Source organism: Nonomuraea mesophila (assembly GCF_004352805.1).
In the GTDB taxonomy this organism is placed as follows: domain Bacteria; phylum Actinomycetota; class Actinomycetes; order Streptosporangiales; family Streptosporangiaceae; genus Nonomuraea; species Nonomuraea longispora.
The window spans coordinates 1-21521 of the sequence record NZ_SMLD01000078.1 but is presented as its reverse complement, the minus strand read 5'-3'; the positions used below and the strand labels follow the sequence as shown (position 1 = coordinate 21521).

The 21521-nt window shown below is 72.1% G+C and carries 22 protein-coding genes and 1 riboswitch; of the genes, 14 read left to right on the top strand and 8 right to left on the bottom strand.

Features of this window, described 5'->3' with window-relative positions; all coding sequences use genetic code 11:
• Positions 1–138 precede the first annotated feature (138 nt).
• The 3 genes from E1295_RS26480 (at position 139) to E1295_RS26470 (ending at position 4818) form a co-directional block, all read left to right on the top strand.
• Positions 139–759, top strand: a complete 621-nt coding sequence (locus E1295_RS26480; protein WP_132341165.1) for a MerR family transcriptional regulator — start codon at positions 139–141, stop codon at positions 757–759.
• Positions 760–817: 58 nt separating this feature from the next.
• Positions 818–916: riboswitch (glycine riboswitch) on the top strand.
• A 179-nt stretch (positions 917–1095) separates the two neighbouring features.
• Positions 1096–3927 carry an aminomethyl-transferring glycine dehydrogenase gene (gene gcvP, locus E1295_RS26475; RefSeq protein ID WP_132633763.1) on the top strand — a complete coding sequence of 944 codons (2832 nt, stop codon included), beginning with the start codon at positions 1096–1098 and terminating at the stop codon, positions 3925–3927.
• 93 nt (positions 3928–4020) lie between these two features.
• Complete coding sequence (locus E1295_RS26470; protein WP_132633761.1) at positions 4021–4818, top strand: tetratricopeptide repeat protein; 798 nt, start codon at positions 4021–4023, stop codon at positions 4816–4818.
• Between the two features lie 73 nt (positions 4819–4891).
• Here E1295_RS26470 and E1295_RS26465 read toward each other — a convergent pair whose 3' ends face one another.
• The gene (locus E1295_RS26465; protein ID WP_132633759.1) at positions 4892–5239 is read right to left on the bottom strand and encodes a hypothetical protein; all 348 of its coding nucleotides are present in this window, start codon (positions 5237–5239) and stop codon (positions 4892–4894) included.
• Positions 5240–5320: 81 nt separating this feature from the next.
• Between E1295_RS26465 and E1295_RS26460 the strand changes: the two genes are divergently transcribed.
• Positions 5321–6010, top strand: a complete 690-nt coding sequence (locus tag E1295_RS26460) for an alpha/beta hydrolase family protein (protein WP_246080368.1) — start codon at positions 5321–5323, stop codon at positions 6008–6010.
• On the opposite strand, the gene E1295_RS26455 is transcribed toward E1295_RS26460, so the two are convergent.
• Positions 5967–6164: a DUF5999 family protein gene (locus E1295_RS26455; RefSeq protein WP_132341476.1), complete on the bottom strand. Its 198-nt coding sequence runs from the start codon at positions 6162–6164 to the stop codon at positions 5967–5969. The two genes, E1295_RS26460 and E1295_RS26455, sit on opposite strands and share 44 nt — an antisense overlap.
• 200 nt (positions 6165–6364) lie before the next feature.
• Positions 6365–6925, bottom strand: a complete 561-nt coding sequence (locus E1295_RS26450) for a TetR/AcrR family transcriptional regulator C-terminal domain-containing protein (RefSeq protein ID WP_166427425.1) — start codon at positions 6923–6925, stop codon at positions 6365–6367.
• Positions 6926–7039: 114 nt separating this feature from the next.
• Here E1295_RS26450 and E1295_RS26445 point away from each other — a divergent pair, with 114 nt between their 5' ends.
• Positions 7040–7438: a hypothetical protein gene (locus E1295_RS26445; RefSeq protein ID WP_166427424.1), complete on the top strand. Its 399-nt coding sequence runs from the start codon at positions 7040–7042 to the stop codon at positions 7436–7438.
• A 72-nt stretch (positions 7439–7510) separates the two neighbouring features.
• Here E1295_RS26445 and E1295_RS26440 read toward each other — a convergent pair whose 3' ends face one another.
• From E1295_RS26440 to E1295_RS26430, 3 genes are all read right to left on the bottom strand, one after another.
• Complete coding sequence (locus tag E1295_RS26440) at positions 7511–8863, bottom strand: RNA polymerase sigma factor (RefSeq protein ID WP_132633755.1); 1353 nt, start codon at positions 8861–8863, stop codon at positions 7511–7513.
• A 180-nt stretch (positions 8864–9043) separates the two neighbouring features.
• The gene (locus tag E1295_RS26435) at positions 9044–9358 is read right to left on the bottom strand and encodes a hypothetical protein (protein WP_132633753.1); all 315 of its coding nucleotides are present in this window, start codon (positions 9356–9358) and stop codon (positions 9044–9046) included.
• Between the two features lie 43 nt (positions 9359–9401).
• A complete protein-coding gene (locus E1295_RS26430; protein ID WP_132633751.1) occupies positions 9402–10547 on the bottom strand; it encodes an AMP-binding protein in 1146 nt (381 codons plus the stop codon).
• A gap of 102 nt (positions 10548–10649) precedes the next feature.
• Here E1295_RS26430 and E1295_RS26425 point away from each other — a divergent pair, with 102 nt between their 5' ends.
• Positions 10650–11543: an o-succinylbenzoate synthase gene (locus E1295_RS26425; protein WP_246080372.1), complete on the top strand. Its 894-nt coding sequence runs from the start codon at positions 10650–10652 to the stop codon at positions 11541–11543.
• Positions 11540–13201 (top strand): 2-succinyl-5-enolpyruvyl-6-hydroxy-3-cyclohexene-1-carboxylic-acid synthase, encoded by a 1662-nt coding sequence (gene menD / locus E1295_RS26420; protein ID WP_132633747.1) that lies wholly within the window; start codon positions 11540–11542, stop codon positions 13199–13201. Before E1295_RS26425 ends, menD begins: the two co-directional genes overlap by 4 nt.
• On the opposite strand, the gene E1295_RS26415 is transcribed toward menD, so the two are convergent.
• A complete protein-coding gene (locus tag E1295_RS26415) occupies positions 13198–14091 on the bottom strand; it encodes a 5'-3' exonuclease (RefSeq protein ID WP_132633795.1) in 894 nt (297 codons plus the stop codon). The genes menD and E1295_RS26415 overlap by 4 nt on opposite strands.
• 31 nt (positions 14092–14122) lie before the next feature.
• Complete coding sequence (locus E1295_RS26410; protein ID WP_132633745.1) at positions 14123–15343, bottom strand: PP2C family protein-serine/threonine phosphatase; 1221 nt, start codon at positions 15341–15343, stop codon at positions 14123–14125.
• Positions 15344–15489: 146 nt separating this feature from the next.
• Here E1295_RS26410 and E1295_RS26405 point away from each other — a divergent pair, with 146 nt between their 5' ends.
• The 7 genes from E1295_RS26405 (at position 15490) to E1295_RS26375 (ending at position 21381) form a co-directional block, all read left to right on the top strand.
• On the top strand, positions 15490–16599 hold the full coding sequence (locus E1295_RS26405) for a M24 family metallopeptidase (RefSeq protein WP_166427423.1): 1110 nt from the start codon (positions 15490–15492) through the stop codon (positions 16597–16599).
• A 157-nt stretch (positions 16600–16756) separates the two neighbouring features.
• Positions 16757–17590, top strand: a complete 834-nt coding sequence (locus E1295_RS26400) for a hypothetical protein (RefSeq protein WP_132633743.1) — start codon at positions 16757–16759, stop codon at positions 17588–17590.
• Positions 17587–18225: a hypothetical protein gene (locus tag E1295_RS26395; protein WP_132633741.1), complete on the top strand. Its 639-nt coding sequence runs from the start codon at positions 17587–17589 to the stop codon at positions 18223–18225. The genes E1295_RS26400 and E1295_RS26395 overlap by 4 nt, the downstream gene beginning before the upstream one ends.
• Before the next feature lie 27 nt (positions 18226–18252).
• Complete coding sequence (locus E1295_RS26390; RefSeq protein ID WP_132633739.1) at positions 18253–19014, top strand: protein phosphatase 2C domain-containing protein; 762 nt, start codon at positions 18253–18255, stop codon at positions 19012–19014.
• Between the two features lie 148 nt (positions 19015–19162).
• Positions 19163–20029 carry a terpene synthase family protein gene (locus tag E1295_RS26385; RefSeq protein ID WP_132633737.1) on the top strand — a complete coding sequence of 289 codons (867 nt, stop codon included), beginning with the start codon at positions 19163–19165 and terminating at the stop codon, positions 20027–20029.
• 258 nt (positions 20030–20287) lie between these two features.
• Positions 20288–20881, top strand: coding sequence for a GTP-binding protein (locus E1295_RS26380; protein WP_132633735.1), 594 nt, complete (start codon positions 20288–20290; stop codon positions 20879–20881).
• A gap of 23 nt (positions 20882–20904) precedes the next feature.
• Positions 20905–21381: an Lrp/AsnC family transcriptional regulator gene (locus E1295_RS26375; RefSeq protein ID WP_132633733.1), complete on the top strand. Its 477-nt coding sequence runs from the start codon at positions 20905–20907 to the stop codon at positions 21379–21381.
• The last annotated feature ends 140 nt before the right edge of the window (positions 21382–21521 follow it).

Genomic DNA, 21521 nt, shown 5'->3' with positions numbered 1-21521 from the left:
TGCATTTACGCTTCACGACGCGCCGAGCCGGATCGTTGACTGAGCATGGTCGCGGTCCTACGGTGCAAGTGAAACCCGTGGCTGCGCTTCACATACCCCCAGATCAGGCCACGGGATGAGAGAAAGCCGGAGGTCCGCGTGGCGGTCAGCAGCGGCGAGGGAAAGACGGCCGGCCAGGAAGATCCGGTGCGGCGCGAGAGCGCGCGGCAGCGTGCCGGGGAGCAGGGCCTGCTCTTCGACGAACAGCCCGCGGCGCTGCCGGGCGACATCGGATACCGCGGGCCGACGGCGTGCTCGGCGGCCGGCATCACCTACCGGCAGCTCGACTACTGGGCGCGCACGGGCCTGGTCGAGCCCACGATAAGAGCCGCGCAGGGCTCCGGCTCCCAGCGTCTCTACAGCTTCCGCGACATCCTGGTCCTCAAGGTCGTCAAGCGGCTGCTCGACACCGGGGTGTCGCTGCAGCAGATCCGCACGGCCGTGCAACACCTGCGTGACCGCGGGGTGGCCGACCTCGCACAGATCACGCTCATGAGCGACGGCGTCAGCGTCTACGAGTGCACCTCGGCCGACGAGGTGATCGACCTGCTCCAGGGCGGCCAGGGCGTGTTCGGCATCGCGCTCGGGCGGGTCTGGCGCGAGGTCGAGGGCTCCCTCGCGGAGCTGCCGGGGGAACGCGCGGCGGCCGAGGACACCGTCCCGGCCGACCACCCCGCTGACGAACTCGCCCGGCGCCGCCGTGCCCGCCGCACCCGGTGAGCACGGCTCCTGACATCCGGACGAACCGGGCGTAGTAACCTGAGGACAGCAAGGCCGACGACCCCGTGCGGGAGAGTCCCCGGGCCCCTGGGCTCCGGGGCGCCGAAGGAGCAACCCTCCCCGGAATCTCTCAGGCATCCCGTACCGCTCGGGCGAGGCAACTCTGGAAAGCAGGCGCACCCGCCAGGCGCGCCTCACCGACGGTGCAAGCCCCACCGGGGGTGAAGCTCTCAGGTCGCGACCCCGCGCTTGTCCGGGGTCCGCGCTGACAGAGGGGGAGATCCGGCACACGCCCGCGCCCCGGCGCCGGTCTCCACAGCCTCGGGAGGCATCTCCATGACCGATCTGTCCGCTCCGCCGTTCTCGTCCCGGCACATCGGCCCCTCGGAGCCCGAACAGCAGCGCATGCTCGAGGCCGTGGGCTTCGAGTCCGTGGCCGACCTGGTCGCGGTCGCCGTGCCCGAGTCCATCAGGGCCAAGGACCGGCTCACGCTGCCCGCTCCCGCGGGCGAGGCCGAGGCCATCGCCGAGCTGCGCGCCCTGGCCGATCGCAACCAGGTGGTCACCTCGATGATCGGGCTGGGCTACCACGACACGGTCACGCCCGCCGTCATCCGCCGCAACCTGCTGGAGAACCCGGGCTGGTACACCGCCTACACCCCCTACCAGCCGGAGATCTCGCAGGGCCGCCTCGAGGCGCTGCTCAACTTCCAGACCGTCGTCTCCGACCTCACCGGCCTGCCCGTCTCCGGCGCCTCGCTGCTCGACGAGGCCACCGCCGCGGCCGAGGCCATGACGCTGGCCCGCAGGGCGGGCAGGTCGAAGAGCGCCGTGTTCGTGGTCGACGCCGACGCGCTGCCCCAGACCAAGGCCGTGCTCGCCACCAGGGCCGAGCCGCTCGGCATCACGCTCGTCGAGCACTCTCTCGACGGCGAGCTGCCCGAGTGCTTCGGCGTGCTCGTGCAGTACCCCGGCGCGTCCGGGCGGCTGCGCGACTTCCGCGACGTGGCCGCCGCCGCGCACGAGGCGGGCGCCCTCGTCGTGGCCGCCGCCGACCTGCTGGCGCTGACGCTCGTGGCCGCCCCCGGCGAGCTGGGCGCCGACATCGCCGTGGGCTCCTCCCAGCGTTTCGGGGTGCCCTTCGGGTTCGGCGGGCCGCACGCCGCCTACATGTCCGTACGCGAGGGCCTGCAGCGGCAGTTGCCCGGCCGCCTGGTCGGGGTGTCCGTCGACGCCGACGGCGACCCCGCCTACCGCCTGGCCCTGCAGACCCGCGAGCAGCACATCCGCCGCGAGAAGGCCACCAGCAACATCTGCACCGCGCAGGTCCTGCTGGCCGTCATCGCCGGCATGTACGCCGTCTACCACGGGCCCGAGAGGCTGCGCCGCATCGCCCACCGGGTGCACCGCCACGCCGCCGCCCTGGCGGAGGGGCTGCGCGGGCAGGGCCTGGAGGTCGTGCACGACGGCTTCTTCGACACCGTGCTCGTACGCGTGCCGGGCCGGGCCTCCGCCGTGGTCGCCGCCGCGGCCGAGCGGGGCGTCAACCTCTGGCAGGTGGACGCCGACCACGTCTCGGTCGCCTGCGACGAGAAGACCGGCGCCGCCGAGGTGGCCACGGTGCAGGCCGCGTTCGGCGTCTCCACCCCCTTCACCGACGTCGAGGGCACCGCGGACGCGCTGCCCTCCTCGCTGCTGCGCGAGTCCGGCTACCTGACCCACCCGGTCTTCCACAGCCACCGCTCCGAGACCGCGATGCTGCGCTACCTGCGCAGGCTGCAGGACAAGGACGTCGCGCTCGACCGGTCGATGATCCCGCTCGGCTCCTGCACGATGAAGCTCAACGCGACCACCGAGATGGAGCCGATCACCTGGCCGGAGTTCGCCGCCGTGCACCCCTACGCGCCCGCCGCCCAGGCCGAGGGCTACCTCGAGCTGATCGGCACGCTGGAGCGCTGGCTGGCCGAGGTGACCGGCTACGACGCCGTCTCCATCCAGCCCAACGCCGGCTCCCAGGGCGAGTTCGCCGGGCTGCTGGCCATCCGCGCCTACCACCGCGCGGGCGGTGAGAGCGAGCGGGACGTCTGCCTCATTCCCTCGTCGGCGCACGGCACCAACGCCGCCAGCGCCGTCATGGCCGGCATGAGGGTCGTGGTCGTGGCCTGCGACTCCGGCGGGAACGTCGACCTGGACGACCTCGATGTCAAGATCGCCAAGCACCGCGACGCGCTGGCCGCGATCATGGTGACGTACCCGTCCACGCACGGCGTCTACGAGGAGACCATCACCGAGATCTGCGCCAAGGTGCACGAGGCCGGTGGCCAGGTCTACGTCGACGGGGCCAACCTCAACGCGCTGGTCGGGCTGGCCAAGCCCGGGGAGTTCGGGGCCGACGTGTCCCACCTCAACCTGCACAAGACGTTCTGCATCCCGCACGGCGGCGGCGGGCCCGGCGTCGGCCCGGTCGCGGTCCGCGGCCACCTGGCCCCCTACCTGCCCGGCCACCCGCTGCGCGACGGTTCGCCGGTGGGGCCCGTCTCCGCGGCCCCCTACGGGTCGGCGGGGATCCTGCCGATCTCGTGGGCGTACATCAGGATGATGGGCTCCGACGGGCTCACGGCGGCCACCGAGCAGGCCATCCTGTCGGCCAACTACCTCGCCAAGCGGCTGGCCCCCCACTACCCGGTGCTCTACACCGGGCGCGGCGGGCTGGTGGCCCACGAGTGCATCGTCGACCTGCGCCAGATCACCAAGGAGACGGGCGTCACCGTCGACGACGTGGCCAAGCGCCTCATCGACTACGGTTTCCACGCGCCCACCATGTCGTTCCCCGTGGCCGGGACGCTCATGATCGAGCCGACCGAGAGCGAGGACCTCGGCGAGCTCGACCGGTTCGCCGACGCGATGATCGCCATCCGGGGCGAGATCGCGAAGGTGGCGTCCGGCGACTACGACAAGACGGACAACCCTCTGCGTAACGCGCCGCACACCGCGGAGTCGGTCAGCGCCGACGAGTGGCGGCACCCCTACTCGCGGACCGAGGCCGCCTACCCGCTGCCGTCGCTGCGCGACGGCAAGTACTGGGTGCCGGTGCGCCGCATCGACCAGGCCTACGGCGACCGCAACCTGGTGTGCTCGTGCCCCCCGCTGGAGGCCTACGAGGACTAGTCACCGGGTGGGCCAGACCTTCGGCGTCAACCCGGCAGACATGATCGCCGGAAGTCGTTAGGCTCGGGGCGACCGTCGCCAGAAGGAGCTCTCTTGACGTCCTCAGAGCTGGAGACCCCGCCTCTCGACACCGCCCGGCGCCTGGCCGAACGCGGTGACCTCGACGGCGCCGCCGCCATCCTGCGCGAGCTCGCCGCCGACCCCGACGAGCCCGACCGGGCGCAGGCCGCCGTCGGGCTGGCCGTGGTGCTGGAGGAGCGCGGCGACGTCGAGGCCGCCAGGGCGGCCGCGAGGACCGCGCTGGCGACCGGCCACCCCGAATACGCCTCCCAGGCCGCCTGCCACCTGGCCCAGGGGTTCGAGCGGGAGGGGCGGGCCGAGCAGGCCAGGGCCGCCTGGCAGGCCGTGCTGGGGGTGGGCGCGGCGGCGTACGTCCCGCTGGCCCACCTCGCGCTGGCCCGGCTGGCCGTGCGGGCGCACGACCTGGAGGAGGCCGAGCGGGAGCTGCAGGCCGCGATGGCGGCCGGCGACGGCGAGGTCGCCGCCCACGCCGCGCAGGAGCTGGCCGACCTGCTGATGGAGCACGGGGAGCCCGGCGCCGCGGCTGAGCTGCTCCTGGACGCCCTGGAGGCCGTGCCCGAGGCCGAGGCGCCGGGGCTGCGGGTCCGGCTCGGCATCGCGCATCTGGAGCTGGCCTGCGCGGAGTTCGCGGAGACCGTGGAGAGCGGCGCGGACGCGCAGACGAGCGCGCTGGCCATCGAGCTGCTCGCGCGCACCCTGCCGTTGCGCGGGCGCGACGACGACGCGGGGCGGGTCTGGTCGTACGGACTGGAGCACGCCGACGAGACCCTGGCCGCGGAGGTCAGGCTCCGCTACCAGCGCGACACCTGACGGGGCCCGCGGCCGCTGCGACGGCCGGGCCGTGGGACGGCGGAGGCGCTCCCGTTCCCTCCACCGGCGCAGGTCAGCCGCGGCGCATGATGGCCGCCGCGGCGGCCACGTTGATGGCGACGATGGCCAGCCATGTGATGAGCAGCCCCACCAGGCCGGCGTTGGCCGACGCGATGGCCGTCAGCGGGATGCCCATGGCCATCGAGCCCAGCGCCACCGGGATCATCGACCCGCCCGGCGTGGACTTCTTGCGCGGTGGGGCCCCGTTACGGTCGAGCTCGGCGCGTACGCGGGCGGCGATGGTGTCGTCGAGACGCTGGGCGAACGAGTCGACGAGCGCCTCCTCGTAGTCAGGCCCGAGGTCGCGACGGGCGTCGAGCGTGGCCTGCAGATCTTCCCTGAGGGGACGCTGGTCCGGCATATGGTCATCATCCATCCTCGATGCGGTGCCGTCATCCGGCCTGAGGGCTAGCGGGCCCTCCTCCCCAGGTACGGTGCTGGCATGGAGGTGACGACCCCGCGCGGGCCCGCGTACGTGGAGATCGACGAGGTGCCGGACGCGCGGCTGCTGCTGGTGCTGACCCACGGGTCGGCCGGGGGAGTGGACGCTCCCGACCTGCTGGCCGTGCGCGAGGCCGCCATGGGCGTGGGCGCCAGTGTGGCGCGGGTGACGCAGGCGTTCAGGGCGGCGGGGGCGCGGGCGCCGGGTTCGCCGGACAGGCAGGACGAGGCGTGGGAGATCGTGCTGTCCGAGCTGCGCTCGCGTCTGCCGGGGCTGCCGCTCGTGCAGGGCGGCCGGAGCAACGGGGCGCGGGTGGCGTGCCGCACGGCGAGGGCGGTCGGCGCGGCGGCGGTGGTGGCGCTGGCCTTTCCGCTGCATCCGCCGGGGAGACCCGAGCGATCGCGGGCCGGCGAGCTACGCGGCGCCGGGGTGGACGTGCTGGTCGTGAACGGTGATCGTGACCCCTTCGGGGTGCCGGACGCCGCGGATGCCGCGCGCCTGGTGGTGTTGCCGGGGGAGGGCCACGACCTGAAAAAGGACCCCGCCCGGGTGGGCGAGGTCGTGGCGGAGTGGATCACCCGCTACGGCGGGCCGCCACGGCAGGGCAGCCCTGGGCGCCCGCGTGGGGGTGCCGCCCGCGTGGGGATCAGGCCGCGCCCACCAGCGGATCGGGCCGGTGAGGCGCGATGACGGTGCCGCTGGGCAGCAGCTCGCCGGTGTCCTCGAACAGGACGACGCCGTTGCAGAGCAGGCTCCACCCCTGCTCGGGGTGGCAGGCGAGGGTGCGTGCCGCCTCGCGGTCAGGCGCCTCGGCATCCGGACAGGCCGGGTCGTGCGGGCACATCGGCGTGCCTCCGATATCTCGTGGGATGCTCCCGTTCTGGAGGGGCGGGAGCCGGCTCGGGTTGTTGTCCTGGCAAGTGTGCGACTGTGTCACACGTTCCGACATAGCCCATTCGGGCTGTTACAGGAGGGTCCCTGGTGCGTGTGACCTTCGACACAGCGTGCCTTATGCAGGATAACCGGCCAAGCACGACACGCGCATCACGTTTGCAATCCCTTGAGGAGAGCGTCGAGCCCGCGCTCGAAGTCGATATCGGCTCTTTCGTCCCGTCTGACCCATTCATCGACGTCAGGGTCGGCCCAGCCTGATTGCTGCACCTCGACGGCGACGCTGCCGAAGACGAAGGCCCGGAGCGTGCGCACGGCCTCGGCGGCGTCCGGCAGCCCCCCGTCGGCGAGCTGCTCGACCTGCTCCTTGACGGCGAGCGCGGTGGCGCCCTTGGGCGGCTTGGTGAGGGCCAGGGCCAGCACGCCGGGATGCTCCCGCAGTGCCTCCCTGCTCGCCCTGCACCAGGCCCTGGCCGTCTCCTGCCAGGTCGGGTGCTGCTCGACCTGGACGGCGGTGACGTGTTCGGCCAGCGCGTCCATCAGCGCCTCCTTGCCCCGGGGCAGGTGGTGATAGATGGCCATCGCCTCCACCTGCAGGGCGTCGCCCAGCCGGCGCATGGTGAGCCGGCGCAGGCCCTGGCCGTCGGCGATGTGGAGCGCGGCCTCGATGATGCGCTCGCGGGAGAGGGGCACGGGTGGTCGCTTGGCGGGCATGGAGATCATCTTACTATGTAAAGGAGCTTGCTCCGGGCCGATTTCCGCACGTGTCGCGCGACGGCGTACCCTGAACGTCGACACGATTGACCACAGCGTGAAGGGGCCGAGTCGATGGCGTTTTTCCGTCCGCGGGTGAGCCGGGAGGCCGAGGTTCGCTTCCACGCGGACCAGGAGATCTCCAGGAGCTACCCCGAGCTGATCGAGAAGGCCCGTGAGGCCGAGCGGACGCTGCGCGTGCTGCAGGCCGCGGAGGCCGACGAGATCGAGCTACTGGCTGCGGGCCAGGCCCTCGACCGGGCGCTGACCGACGCGCTGCGTGCCGCCGAGGCGGGGCAGCGGGCCACGTTCGGGGTGAAGGCCTACGACGACCGGATCGCGCGCCGCAAGGCCAAGGCGACGCCCGAAGGGGCGATGTGGACGGACGAGGTCGAGCGCCTGCGCACGCTGCGCGAGCACAACCGCATGTGGAACATCCCGGGGGTGCCGCGCCCGGTGCCCGCCACCGCCTGACATCCGGCGGCTCCAGGAGCGTCTTAGAGAAGAAAAGAGCCCCGGCACACACGATGTGCCGGGGCTCTTCCGTCAGCTGGCCCAGTCGAGCAGCGGGCGGGTGTTGCTCGGGTGGCGCAGCTTGGACAGCGACTCCTTCTCCAGCTGGCGGATGCGCTCCCGGGTCAGCCCCAGGTGCTTGCCGATCTCGTCCAGCGTGTGCGGCTTGCCGTCCACCAGGCCGAAACGCAGTGCCATGATCTTCGACTCGCGCGGTGAGAGGTTGTCGAGCACGCCGCGCAGCTGGTCGCCCAGCAGCTGGCGGTCGACGATCTCCGATGCCTCGGGGGAGTCGACGTCCTCGATGAGGTCGCCGATCGTGGTCTCGCCGTCCTCGCCGATCGTCGCGTTCAGCGAGATCGGCTGGCGGCTGGTGCGCAGCAGCTCCTCGATCTGGTCCGGGGTCTTGTCCAGCTCGGCCGCCAGCTCCTCGGGGGTCGGCTCGCGTCCCAGGCGCTGGTGCATGTCACGCTCGATGCGCGACAGCTTGGACAACATCTCCAGCACGTGCACCGGCAGCCGGATCGTACGCGCGGAGTCGGCGAAGCCGCGCTGGATGGCCTGCCTGATCCACCACATGGCGTACGTCGAGAACTTGAATCCCTTGGTGTAGTCGAACTTCTCCACCGCCCGGATGAGCCCGAGGTTGCCCTCCTGGACCACGTCGAGCAGCGACATGCCGCGGTCGGTGTACTTCTTGGCCACCGACACGACCAGGCGCAGGTTGGCCTCCAGCATGTGGTCCTTGGCCTGCTTGCCGTCCTCGACGACCATGAGCAGGTCCTCCCGCTGGTCGGGCGGCAGGTCGGTCTGCGTCTCGAGCTTGTACTCGGCGTACAGTCCGGCCTCGATCCGCCTGGCCAGCTCGACCTCCTGCGCCGCGGTGAGCAGCGTGCGGCGGCCGATGGACTTCAGGTAGGTGTGCACCGAGTCGCCCATGACGGACTGGGTGTCGTCCAGGTCGTTGGCGTCGCCGTCGTCCTCGGCGCTCAGGTGGAGCTCTTCCGGTACGTCCTCCTCGTGCTCCGGCTTGGGCTCCGCCGGGACGGCGGCCCGCGCGTCGGCGGGGGAGGCGGTTTTTGCCTCGGCCGCCTTGCGGCCGGTAGTCTTTGCGCGCGAAGGCTTCTTGGGGGTCTCTGTCTTCTTCTGGGCGCTCTGCTGCCCGGTCTTCCTGGGGGTGGCGGTGCTGAGAGACGGCTCGTTCTCGGCGGCCAGGCTCACGCCGGCCTCTGACAGCTCCCGCAATATCGTGCGGCCCTCAGAGGGGCTGATGCCGGCTCTGCCGAACGCGTCCCGCAGTTCCGCCAGAGATAGGTGACCCTGGGTTCGCCCTCGTTCGAGCAGCTGGTCGAGAGACGCTGGGGTCGCCAAGGCGGTTCTGGGCATGAGGACACCTCCTCCGTACGGAGTCGAAGCGATCAGGCAGGTTGTGGTGGGGCGGCTTCGTGTCCGCACGGCGCACCAGTATCAATAACGCCAATCGCCGCCATTTGTTCCCCGTGCGGACGAATGTCATGAAAAAGGGGTGGATCGCCCCTTTCGGCGGACCACCCCTCGGCTCGTTCGCTAGTCGCCCACCTCGATCGAGACCTCGGGCATCGGCATGGGGTCGGCGTCCTCCATGCGGTCGCCGGTCCAGTATTCGATGACCCGGCGGGGGTCCGGGTTGACCTCGCGGGAGACGACGACGTCGTCGCCGGTGGGGCCGGGCGTCGAGGCCTCCGGCCGGCCGGACGGCGACGCCTGCTCCACCACGGCCCGGGTCTCCTCGCCCCTCTGCTCCAGCTTGCCCGCCGAGGCGGCCGCCGCGATTGAGGCGCCTCCGACCACGATCACGCCGACGACGGCCGCGGATGCCCACATCTTGCGGGTCTGGTCCATGAAGGCTCCCTCCCTTTCCCCGGTTTGACGCAGCCGCAACTCATCAGGTTCCTGCCCTCAACCGCACAAGGTCGGTCTTTCCGTTCGGCAACAGCGGCAGCCGGAGTTCCAGGCGTAGTTCGCGCGGGGCGGCGTAGGGAGGAAGCCTATCGCGGCAGTATGCCGTTAATTGTGCAAGCGTGGGAGGTGTGTCGGGGTTGACGGGGACGACGACGGCCGTGACCCGCTCACCCCACTCCGGGTCGGGCGTGCCGAACACGGCGGCGTCGGCCACCTCGGGGTGCGTGCACAGCACGGCGGTCACGGCGCCGGCCACGACCTTCTCGCCGCCGGTGTTGATGACGTCGTCGGCGCGGCCCAGCACGCGCAGCCGGCCCCCGGTCAGTTCGCCGAGGTCGGAGGTGACGAACCAGCCGTCCTCGAGCGGGGCGGGCCCGCCGAAGCGGTAGCCGGAGAAGAGCACGGGCCCGGCGATCCTGATCCGGCCGTCCTCGCCTACTTTGAGATCTACATCGTAAAGGGGCTGGCCGTCGTACACGCAGCCGCCGCACGTCTCACTCATCCCGTACGTCGTCACCAGCCGCGCCCCGAGCGCCGCGGCCCGCTCCAGCAGGTCCGGCCGGGCCGCGGCGCCGCCGAGCAGGATCGTGCGGAAGACCGACAGGTCGGCCCCCAGCTCCACCAGGCGATGCAACTGGGTGGGCACCAGGGAGACGTGGTCGGCGCCCGAGGCGAGGACCGCGTGCGGGTCGAACGACGGATGGATGATCGGCTCGCTGCCGGACAGCAGGGAGCGTACGAGCACCTGCAGCCCCGACACGTGCGAGACCGGCAGGCAGCACAACCAGCGCTCGCCCTTGGAGGCCTCGACGCGGCGCAGTGAGGCGGTCGCCGAGCTGCCCAGGGCCGCGGCCGAGAGCAGCACGCCCTTGGGCGCGCCGGTGCTGCCGCTGGTGGCGATGACGACCGCGACGTCACCGGGAACGCCTTCGCCGCCGCTCTGCAGGGCCCCGTTGACGTGGGTGGGGCGCAGCGCGGCCAGCGGCGCCTCGGAATGGCCGGGCGGCAGGGGGAGCACGGCGGGGCCGTCGCCCTCGAGCGCGTCGCGGATCGCCGCGAACAGGGCGGGTCCTGGAGGCTGCACAATGGCATGAAGCGGACGGTCCGGATGCGACGGGTTCCTCCACATGCTCGTAAGGTTAGTGGCGACAGGTCGGACAGATGTGCAGGGAGGGTCGTGACGCGTTCTCCCGCGGCGCCCGAGGTCAGTGCCCATGTCTTCCGCATCCCGATGCGCACGCGTTTTCGCGGGCAGACCGTCAGGGAAGGGGTGCTGCTGCGCGGTCCGGCCGGATGGGGCGAGTTCTCCCCGTTCCCCGAATACGGCCCGCGCGAGTGCGCCCGCTGGCTGGCCTGCGCCCGCGAGGCGGCCTTCGAGGGCTGGCCCGAGCCGGTGCGCGACAGCGTTCCCGTGAACACGACGGTGCCGGCCGTCGATCCCGTGCGCGCCCACGACATGGTGCGCCGCTCCGGCTGCGGCACGGCGAAGGTCAAGGTGGCCGAGCGGGGCCAGACGTTCGACGACGACGTGGCGAGGGTCGAGGCCGTGCGCGACGCGCTCGGGCCGTCGGGCCGGCTGCGGGTCGACGTCAACGGCGCGTGGGAGGTCGATGAGGCCGTGCGCCGGCTCAACCGCCTCGACCGGTTCGACCTGGAATACGCCGAGCAGCCGTGCGCCACCCTCGAGGAGCTGGCGGCGGTGCGGCGGGCGTGCGACGTGCCGATCGCGGCCGACGAGTCGATCCGCAGGGCCGAGGATCCGCTGCGGGTCAGGGCGGCCGGGGCGGCCGACATCGCGGTGGTCAAGGTGCAGCCGCTGGGCGGGGTGCGCGCGGCGTTGCGGGTGGTGGAGGCGTGCGGGCTGCCCGCGGTGGTCTCCAGCGCGGTCGAGACGTCGGTGGGGCTGGCCGCGGGGCTGGCGCTGGCCGCGGCGCTGCCGTCCCTGCCGTACGCGTGCGGGCTCGGCACGATGTCGCTGCTGTCGGGCGACGTCGTGGACGACTCGCTGGTGCCGGTGGACGGGCGGCTGGCCGTACGGCGCCCGACAGTGAATTATCAGCATTTGTCGGCGTATGAAATCGAATCTCCCCAGTGGCTGGGCCGGATGCAGGAGGCGTCACGTTGAACCCCGCTACCGCGCTGGCCACGGTGCTGGTCGACGAGCTGGTGCGCTGCGGCCTGACCGATGTCGTGCTGGCCCCCGGCTCCCGCTCCGCGCCCCTGGCGCTGGCGCTGTACGCCGAGTCCCGGGTGCGCCTGCACGTGCGCATCGACGAACGGTCCGCGTCCTATCTGGCGCTGGGGCTGGCCAGGCGCTCCGAGCGGCCGGTGGCGCTGATCTGCTCGTCCGGCACGGCCGTGGCCAACTTCCACCCGGCCGTGATCGAGGCGAGCGAGGCGGGCCTGCCGCTGCTGGTGCTCACCGCCGACCGCCCGCCCGAGCTGCGCGGCACCGGCGCCAACCAGACGATCGACCAGATCAAGCTGTACGGCGACGCCACCCGCTGGTTCGCCGAGGTCGGCGTGCCGGAGGAGCGGCCGGGGCAGGTCGCCTACTGGCGGTCGCTGGCCTGCCGCGCCTACCAGCGGGCGTCCGGCCCGGCCGCACCGGGGCCCGTGCACCTCAACCTGGCCTTCAGGGAGCCGCTGATCCCCGACGGCGACACCACGTGGTGCGAGCCGCTCGGCGGCGGCGTCAACGGCCCCTGGGTGCGGGCCAGGGTCGCGCCCCCGCCGGTCGCCCTGCATCTCCCGCCGACCAGGCGCGGCGTGCTCGTGGTCGGCGACGGCGCCGCCAACGTGCGCCGTTACGTCGCCGCGGCCGGCATGGCGGGCTGGCCGGTGCTGTCGGAGCCGAACGGCGGCGGCCGCTACGGCGACCACGCCGTCTCCACCTACCACTACCTGCTGGACACGCCCGAGTTCGCCGACGCGCACCTGCCCGACGTGGTGGTCACGCTGGGCCGCCCCGGGCTGTCACGGCCGCTGCTGTCGTGGCTGCAGCGCGCGGGAGAGCACATCGTGGTGGCGCCCGACCTCGACCGCTGGCCCGACCCCACCAGGTCGGCCACGCAGGTGGCGCAGGCCGTGGAGATCCCGGTGGCCTCCGGCGACGACACGTGGCTGCACTCCTGGCGTCAGGCCGACCAGGCGGCGAGGACGGCGCTCGACGCGGTGCTCGACGTGTCCGGCACGAGCGAGCCGCGCCTGGCCAGGGACCTGGTCGACGCGCTGCCCAACGGAGCCCTGCTGTTCTGCGGGTCCTCGATGCCGATCCGTGACCTGGACCAGGCGATGCGGCCGCGGCGCGGCATCCGGCTGATGGCCAACAGGGGCGCCTCCGGCATCGACGGCCTGGTGTCGACGGCCATGGGGGCGGCGCTGGCGCACAACGGCCCGGCGTATGCGCTGATGGGCGACCTGTCGTTCCTGCACGATCAGAACGGGCTGATCCTCGGGCCCCGTGAGCCCAGGCCCGACCTGTGTCTCGTGGTCGTCAACAACGACGGCGGCGGCATCTTCTCGCTGCTGCCCCAGGCGGCGGTCCGCGACCCGTTCGAGCGGGTGTTCGGCACGCCGCACGGGGTGGACCTCGGCTATGTGGCGGCCGCGACGGGGACGCCGTACACGCTGGTGGAGGAGATCACCGAGCTGCCCAAGGCGCTGCGCGGCGAGGGGCCGCGCGTGGTCGAGGTGCGCACCGACCGCGAGGAGAACGTGCTCGTGCACGCCCGCCTGCGCGACGCCGCGCAGGAGGCCGTCCGCGCCCTGCCGCAGGACTAGCCGCCCAGGGCGTCGAGCAACCGGTTGAGCGGCGTGTCGAGGCCGTGGCGGTCGGCCAGGCGCACGAGCGCGTCGGGGTCGCGCGGCTTGGCCGGCAGGGTCAGGTCGGCGGCGGGCAGCGGCGCGTCGGAGGCCACCTCGACGACGGCGGGGGCGGCGCGCAGGTAGTCGCGGGCCGCGGTCAGGCGGGTGCGGCTGCCGGCCGGGAAACCGTCGGTGATGCCCGCGTCGAGCGCTTCGAGCATGGCCTCCAGCGAGCCGAAGCGGGTGATGAGCGCCGCCGCGGTCTTCTCGCCGACGCCCGCGACGCCGGGCAGGCCGTCGCTGGGGTCGCCGCGCAGGGTCGCGAAGTCGGCGTAGGCCCGCCCCGGGATGCCGTATTTGGCGGTGACGAACGCCTCGTCGACGATCTGCAGGTTGCGGATGCCGCGGGCGGTGTAGAGGACGCGTACGGGACGGGCGTCGTCGACGAGCTGGAACAGGTCGCGGTCGCCGGTCACGATGTCGACGGCGCCGGTGGCCTGGTGGGTGAGCGTGCCGATCACGTCGTCGGCTTCGTAGCCCGGCGACTCCAGGCGCGCGATGCCGAGCGCGTCGAGCACGTCCTGGATGATCGCGATCTGCGGCACGAGCGCCTCGGGGACCTCCTCGGCGTCTCCGTGGGCGACCCGGTGCGCCTTGTAGGTCGGGATGGCCGCCACCCGGAACGCGGGCCGCCAGTCGGCGTCCATGGTGGCCGCGAGCGCGGTGGGGGAGTGGCCGCGCACGAGGGTGGCGATCATGTCGATCAGGCCGCGTACGGCGTTGACGGGCTTGCCGTCGGGCCCCTTGATCGACTCGGGGACGCCGTAGAAGGCGCGGAAGTAGAGCGATGGGGTGTCCAGAAGCATGAGCACGCCTCTATCGTCGCACTCCCGCCGCTCACCCGGGCCGCTCCTCCTCGCGCGCGGGGACGCCGACGGCGAGCAGGCACGCGTCGTCCTCCGGGTTGGGGCCGCCGATGCGGGCCAGCAGGCGGTCGAGGCCCGGCTCGAGGTCGCGGGCCGACACGTCGCGGGCGGCGGCCATGACCAGGTCGAGGCCGACGTCGATGTCGCGGGTGCGCCGCTCGACCAGCCCGTCGGTGAACATCAGCAGCAGGTCGCCGGGCAGCAGCCGGGTGGTCGCCAGCTCGTACGGGCCCGGCCAGTCGGCGCCGAGCAGCACCCCGCGCGGCTGGGTGAGCCGGGTGGCCACGCCGTCGCGTACCAGAACGGGGGCCAGGTTGCCCGCCTGGCTCCAGGCGAGCACGCGCGTCTCGGGGTCGAGGTGGCCGATGATCGCGGTGGCGGTGGTGTCCTTCAGCTGGTGCATGACCAGCTCGTTGAGCCAGGCCAGCAGCCGGTGGGCTGGCCGGCCGGTCATGGCCAGGCCGACGAGGGCGTGGCGGAGCTGGGCCATGCGCGCGATGGCGGGCAGGCCGTGGCCGGAGACGTCGCCGATGGCCAGCAGCAGGCGGCCGTCGGGCGTGGGAGCGGCCTCGAACCAGTCGCCGCCCAGGTTGGCGGTCTTCTCGGCGGGCACGTAGCGCACGGCGATCCGGGCGTGGGGCAGCTCGAGGCGCCCCGCGGGCCCTGGCAGGATGGCCTCGCGCATGGCGAGCATGACGTGGCGTTCCTCGGCGGCCCGCTCGCGGGCCTCCAGCAGCTGGCGGCGCGACTCCGAGACCATGCGCTCGGCGCGGCGGCGGCCGGTGATGTCCTGGATGACGCCGTGCATGCCCACCGGCCCGCCGGGCGCGGACAGCGGCTCGAGCACCACCCGCAGGTCGCGCAGCTCGCCGGTGCCCGCTCCGCGGCGGATGCGGAACTCCGCCTGCACCGGCTCGATCCCGCGTACGACGGACCACAGCAGCCGGTCGAGCGCGCCCATGTCGGCCGGTTCGACGAGGTCGGCCAGCTCGGGCAGCGGGATCGGGCCCAGCGCGGGGTCGCGCCCGAAGATCACGTAGACCTGGTCCGACCAGATGGTCTCGCCGGTGTGCAGGTGCCACTCCGCCCAGCCCATGTTGCCCAGCCGCTGGGCGTGCGCCAGCCGTACGGCGAGCAGCTCGGCGTCGCTCTCGCGCCCGAGCAGCTCGGCGGCGCCTATGACCTCGGCCATGCGGTCTCACCCTCGAAGCGCGGCGGAACTGGACAATTGGCCTCACATTACGTGAGCGACCTCGAACGGAGTGTAGCGACGCCTTCTTGTGTTGTGAGAGCTTTTCGCGGATTTTAGGAGGCGTCGTCGGGAGTAGATTTGGGCCTGTGACGTCCTCAGATCTGTATCCCGTGTCCCGTCTTGCCGCCGTCCAGGAGGCCACCGCCAAGGGCGGCCTCGACGCCCTGCTCCTCACTCCCGGTCCCGACCTGCGCTACGTCAGCGGCTACGACGCCAAGCCGCTGGAGCGGCTGACGTGCCTGGTGGTGCCCGCCTCGGGCGAGCCGTTCATGATGGTGCCCCGGCTGGAGGTGCCGGCCGCGCAGGCCTCGCCCGCCGCGCGGCTGGGGCTGGAGTTCGTGGCGTGGGACGAGACCGACGACCCCTACGCGGTCGTGGCCGCCCGCCTCGGCAGGGTGGCCAGGGTGGGGCTGGCCGACCGCATGTGGGCCATGTCGTCGCTGCGTTTCCGCGAGGTGCTGCCGGAGGCCGAGCAGGTGCTGGCCGGCGGTGTGCTGCGGGAGCTGCGCATGCGCAAGTCGCCCGCGGAGGTGGCGGCGCTGCGCGAGGCGGGCCTGGCCATCGACTCCGTCCACCGGCGTGTGCCGGAGCTCCTGCGGGCCGGGCGCACCGAGCGCGAGGTGGGCCGCGACATCGCCGAGGCGATCCTGGCCTCCGGCCATGCGACGGTCGACTTCGTCATCGTGGCCTCAGGCCCCAACGCCGCCAGCCCGCACCACGACGTGTCCGACCGGGTGATCGAGGCGGGGGAGCCCGTCGTGGTCGACATCGGCGGCCAGCTGCACAACGGCTACTGCTCCGACTCCACCCGCACCTACTGCGTGGGCGAGCCGCCCGCGGACTTCGCCGCCTACTACGAGGTGCTGCGCCGGGCCCAGGACGCGGCCTGCGCGGCGGTGAGGCCGGGGGTGTCCTGCGAGTCGATCGACGCCGCGGCCCGCGACCTGATCGCCGAGGCCGGCTACGGCGAGGCCTTCATCCACCGCACCGGCCACGGCATCGGCATCGAGACGCACGAGGAGCCGTACATCGTGGCCGGCAACGGCCAGGCGATGGAGCCCGGTTTCGCGTTCTCGGTCGAGCCGGGCATCTACCTGCAGGGCCGGCACGGCGCCAGGATCGAGGACATCGTGGTCTGCACCGAGAACGGCGGGGAACGCCTCAACACCACCCCCCGCGACCTGGTGATCCTCTAGGGGCTGTCAGATTCATCCGAATGGGTCGCCATTCGTGACACGACGACTCCTTTACGTGTGCTTAGGTATTCCCCTGACTTGTTGTGTGCCGGAGTGGAGTTGAAGGGTGTCAAGGTACGGCTGGTGTCATTCGGCGTTCGCGCCTGCGGTGAGCCTGATGGTCGCGATGCTGTTGCTGGTGTCGGGGGCGGTGGGTGCGCTGCTGACGCTCGTGGGCGCGACCACGGCGCCGGCGGGTGCGGCGCTCGTGGTCACGCTCATCATCGCGGTGTTCCTGACCGCCGTTCTCCGGATCGTCAGGGCCGTGCCCGACATCCGGCGGGAAAACGCCGCCACGGCGCGTGCGGTGGCGAACGTGCAGGCGGTGAAGCCGGGTGACGACACCCTGGTGGGGCGCCGGCTGCGGTTGTTCCGGGAGGCGGCCGAGGCGGGCAACGACTGCGAGGCGGTGCTGAGCGCCCGCTCCGCGCTCGACGACAGCGAGATGGCCAACAAGCACCACCTCGACCACGCGCTCATCTGGGCGCTGCCCGTCTTCGGCTTCATCGGCACCGCTCTCACCATGGCCGGCATGGTCACCTCGTTCTCCGACGCCCTCGACGACCAGGGCGACCCCAGCGTGCTGATCGACGCGCTCAAGCAGCACGTGCTGCCCGAGCTGGCCTCCGCGTTCGGCGTCACCCTCATCGCGCTGTTCCTGAGCGTGGTCGCCTTCGGCGCGATGGCCCTGGTCGAGCGGGCCGAGCGGGCCGGCGTGGTGGCGGCCGACGACGTGTTCCTCATCTACATCGCGCGCCTGCCCGCCAAGCAGGCGGCTCCCGCCATGCACGGCCTCACCCAGGAGCTGGCGCAGTCACGGCAGGAGATGGCCCAGACGAGGGGCAGGACCGAAGAGCTGGTCAAGGGCCTCGACGCGCTGCGTACCGCCGTCGAACGGATGAGCGCGGCCGAGACCCGCCCGCAGAAGTACACGCTGGTGAGGGAACCGTGAGGAAGCGGCCCTCGACCTCGTTCGCGCCGCCGCTCGACCTGCGTTTCATCGACCTGTTCATGGCCATCGTGCTGGCGCTGTCCTTCATCGCCATCATGCTGACCGTCGTGGCGCGCATGCTGCCGACCGAGGACGCCACGCAGCCGCAGCGGCAGCAGAAGAGCGTGGCCCAGCTCGAACGCCAGCTCGACGCGGCGGTGGCGGCCCAGCGCAAGGCCGAGGCGGAGCTGCGGGCCACGCAGCAGCAGATCGCCGACCAGACCGCCTTCGCCCTGCCCTGGTGGCTCATCGGGTTCTGCGCGCTGCTCGGCGTGCTGGCCGTCTTCATGAACTGGCGCATCCGGTTGTGGAGCAAGGGGAGCCTGCCCCGCCTGCGCACCTGGTTACTGGTGACCGTGGTGATCGCCGTGGTCACGGTCGTGATCAGGGAGCTGAGCGACCGCGACGGCTACCTGCTGCTCGCCGAGATCCCCTGGTGGGCGGCCGACGCCCTCTGCCTGGGGCTGCTGCTGGTCGCGTACGTGCTGATCACCGGCATCCGGGACAGCCGGGCCACGCTCAGCGAGATCCGGGCGCGGCCGGTGGACGGTCCCGCCCTCGGCGAGGAGCGCCGGCGCGTGCCCTCCGCCCGCTGACGCCGCAGGTGTGGCACAGTCACTGCCATGTTCACTGAGGTCACGTACGCCACCAGCGCGGGCTCCGGCCGGGGGAACGAGGACCTGGTGATCGCCGGGCCGTCGTGGATCGTCGTGCTCGACGGGGCCACCGCGGCGGCCGGGGTGGACAGCGGGTGCGTCCACGACGTCTCGTGGCTCGTGGCGCGGCTCGGGGGAGCGCTGGCGGCCCGCCTGTCCACCGGCCGCGACGACGACCCCTTGGCCGATGTCCTGGAGTCGGCCGTCGAGGAGCTGATGGCGGCCCACGGCGGCACCTGCGACCTGGGCAACCCCGACTCGCCGTCCTCGACGGTGGCGATGGCGCGCGCGGGCGGCGGCGGGCGGGTCGACTACCTCGTGCTGGGGGACTCGCCGGTCGTGTGCTCCCTGCCGGACGGGGGAGTCCTGACGGTGGCCGACGACCGGCTGGAGCGTCTGCCGGGCGGGCGGCCGTACTCGCTGGAGCTGGTGCGGCGGATGCGCAACGCGCCCGGCGGCTTCTGGGTGGCGGGCGCGCGCCCAGAAGCCGCCAGGGAGAGCGTGTGCGGGACGGTGGCGGCGGACGGGGTGGCGGTGCTCACCGACGGGGTGGCGCGGCTGGTCGACTGGTACGGGTGGAGCTGGGCGGACGTGCCGGCGGAGCTGGCCGCGCGGGGGCCCGCGGCGCTGGTCGCGGCCGTGCGGGAGCTGGAGTCGGCCAGGGGACCGGTGTGGGGCAAGGTCCACGACGACGCGACCGTGGCGTGGGGACGGCCGGACCGGTCCTGACTCCTGCCCTGGCGCCAGGAGGGACGTGCGGCGGCGGGCCCCTGCGCCTTGATCGCACCTCCATGTTCATGAACAATTCGGTAACAGGAGATAACCGGATATTGGGGGTCGTCGCCCATGACCCGCGAGCCGATCGAGCGGCCCTAGGATGCGGGACGACGAGCTGAACGAGGCGTTCGAGCTCGGGCGGACGTGCGCGCTGGCCGCCGAATGCGGCAGAGACCTGCGGCGGTGCGCGGAGATGTACAGCGGGCTGTTCCCCGCGGCGGCCTTCGACGCGCAGTGCTACAACACCCTCGCCCTCACCACGGCCTTCAGCGCGCCCTGGGCCAGCGCCGGCCGCCTGCAGGTGGTCAGCAGGGCCGCGCTGTGGGTGATGGCCGTCGACCGGCTGGTCAACCACACCGCGAGCACCCGCGAGCAGGTGGACCGCCTGGTCCGCGAGTGCCTGTCGGTCGCCGACGGCGCCGTGCCCCGGTCGGCCGCCACCCGGTTCCTCGCCGACCTGCGCGACGAGCTGGCCACCGTGAGGGAGTTCGGCGAGCTGAGGTGGCTCTGGCGCGGCCAGCTCGCCCGGATGCTGGCGGGCCTGGTCAGGGCCTGGGTGTGGCGCGACACGAACGCCGTGCCGACGCTGGAGCGCTACCTCGACAACGCCGACAGCCGCGGCTCGTGCTTCGTCGACGTGTCGCACTGGATCTACACCGCCGACCGCTGGGCCAGGACGCATCTGGAGGAGCTGCGGGACGTCAGCCGGCTGGTCCAGCGTTACCTGCACCTGCTCGGCGACGTCGCCTCCTACCGCAAGGACGTGAGCTGGGGCGACCTGAACGTGTTGTCGCTCGGTGTCAGCGGCGCCGAGGTGAGCGAGGTGATGGCCGGGCTGGCCCGTGAGGCGGCCGACCTCATCGAGCCGGTACGCGAGCGCAGCCCCCGCACCGCCATCTACCTGCGACGACAGATCGGATTCACCGCCGGCATCAACGGAATTTCGGACTTCGACCGGACAGCGTAAAAGACTTGTCGGATTCCTTGACAGGCGAGCTTGACACCGGGCCAGCGGTATCGGCGAATAAGGGTGTTATGGACAACAAACCGTGACATTTTGTTTCTTGTAAAAGCTTGCGGCTTGAGAGGAAAATGTGGCGTTGCTAGGGTGTCTCGATGCCAGGCATGTGGATCGAGATCCTCAACGCGCCTTGACAGGTACCACTGACCACGGCACCACACAGGCGGGGTCGTGCATGCGCGGGAGACGTACAGGCGGTGCTGGATGGAATTCGGTCACACTGACCGTTGGCGGCTTCCCACGGCGATCAAGATTCTGATCGCCGGGGGCTTCGGCGCGGGGAAGACCACCATGGTCGGAGCCGTGTCCGAGACCCGGCCCCTTCGCACGGAAGAGGCGCTCACCCACATCGGCGCGCACATCGACGACCTGGCGGGCGTCGAACGCAAGCTCACCACCACCGTGGCCATGGACTTCGGCCGCATCACGATCCGCAACGACTACATGCTCTACCTGTTCGGCACCCCCGGCCAGGAACGCTTCTATTTCGTGTGGGACGAACTGGCCGTGGGCGCGCTCGGCGCCGTGGTGCTGGCCGACACCCGCCGCCTCGACGACTGCTTCCCCTCCGTCGACTATTTCGAGAAGCGCGACCAGCCGTTCATCGTGGCGCTCAACTGCTTCGACGGCAGCCGGCCCTTCACCGTCGGCGAGGTGCGCTCGGCGATCGGCCTGGAGCCGGACATCCCCATCGTGCTGTGCGACGCCCGCAGGCGCGACTCCGGCAAGGAGGTGCTCATCACGCTGATGGAGCACGCGATCCGCAGGGGAGTCACCCCGGTCGGGACCATGTCGTGACCATGAGCGGCTACCTTTGACCGGTGGAGGAAATCGACCGCCGGATCGTCACGCTGCTGGCCCGCGACGGCCGCATGAGCTTCACCGATCTGGCCAGGGAGACCGGGCTCTCGGTCTCGGCCGTGCACCAGCGCGTACGCAGGCTGGAGAAGCGAGGAGTCGTCCGCGGATACGCCGCGATCATCGACCACGACGCCGTCGGGCTGCCGATGACCGCGTTCGTGTCGATCAAGCCGATCGACCCCGCGGCCCCCGACGACGCCCCTGACCGGCTGGCGCACCTGACGGCCATCGAGGCCTGCCACAGCGTGGCGGGTGACGAGAGCTACATCCTGAAGGTGCGCGTGGCCTCGCCGGTGGCGCTCGAAGACCTGCTGCAGCAGATCCGCGCCTCGGCCAACGTCTCGACCCGCACCACGGTGGTGCTGAGCACCCCCTACGAGCACCGCGCCCCCGAACTGGCCGACGAGCCCGCCCCGGGCCACGAGCGCACCGGCTGACCGTACGTTCTTACGAAGTCCCTACGGTCGCCTCCCGCTCCGCCTGCCGGGGCGTGCGCCGGTGCCAGGCTGCTCACCATGGACCACCGCAGGCCCCTCACCCCGCACCCCGGCACGCGGAGCGGGAGGCGACCGTAGGG